At 49.0% G+C, this 1,061-nt stretch carries 1 rRNA gene; it reads right to left on the reverse strand.

Features of this window, described 5'->3' with window-relative positions:
* A 23S ribosomal RNA gene (locus ABD296_RS49350) occupies positions 1-961 on the reverse strand; the annotation flags it as partial.
* Positions 962-1,061: the final 100 nt, after the last annotated feature.

Below are 1,061 nucleotides of genomic sequence, written 5' to 3' on the forward strand. Positions count from 1 at the left end.
GACTACGGATGTTAGCACCCGCAGTCTGTCTCCCGGATAGTACTCATAGGTATTCGGAGTTTGCATCGGTTTGGTAAGTCGGGATGACCCCCTAGCCGAAACAGTGCTCTACCCCCTATGGTATTCGTCCGAGGCGCTACCTAAATAGCTTTCGGGGAGAACCAGCTATCACCAGGCTTGATTAGCCTTTCACCCCTATCCACAAGTCATCCCCTGGCTTTTCAACGACAGTGGGTTCGGTCCTCCAGTTAGTGTTACCCAACCTTCAACCTGCTCATGGATAGATCGCCTGGTTTCGGGTCTATACCCAGCAACTAAACGCCCTATTAAGACTCGATTTCTCTACGGCTCCCCTATACGGTTAACCTCGCTACTGAATATAAGTCGCTGACCCATTATACAAAAGGTACGCAGTCACACCACGAAGGTGCTCCCACTGCTTGTATGCATGCGGTTTCAGGATCTATTTCACTCCCCTCACAGGGGTTCTTTTCGCCTTTCCCTCACGGTACTGGTTCACTATCGGTCAGTCAGGAGTATTTAGCCTTGGAGGATGGTCCCCCCATATTCAGACAAGGTTTCACGTGCCTCGCCCTACTCGTCATCATTATGTGTGCCCTTTCGTGTACGGGAATATCACCCTCTACGTTCGCACTTCCCAGAGCGTTCCACTAAAACACACATAACTTAATGGGCTGATCCCCGTTCGCTCGCCGCTACTGAGGGAATCTCAATTGATTTCTTTTCCTAAGGGTACTGAGATGTTTCACTTCCCCGCGTTCGCCTTGCAACACTATGTATTCATGTTGCAATACCTACCTTAAAGTAGGTGGGTTCCCCCATTCAGACATCTCCGGATCAAAGGATATTTGCCGCCTCCCCGGAGCTTTTCGCAGGCTATCACGTCTTTCATCGCCTCTGACTGCCAAGGCATCCACCACATGCACTTAATTACTTGACTATACAACCCCAAACAGTCGATGTTACCTACAAGTTAGTAACTTCAACATTTCAGTTTAGAGCACTGTGCACTTAAGCACCGTACAGCTTCAATCTAAATT

Source organism: Actinomadura napierensis (genome assembly GCF_039529375.1).
Lineage (GTDB): Bacteria > Actinomycetota > Actinomycetes > Streptosporangiales > Streptosporangiaceae > Spirillospora > Spirillospora napierensis.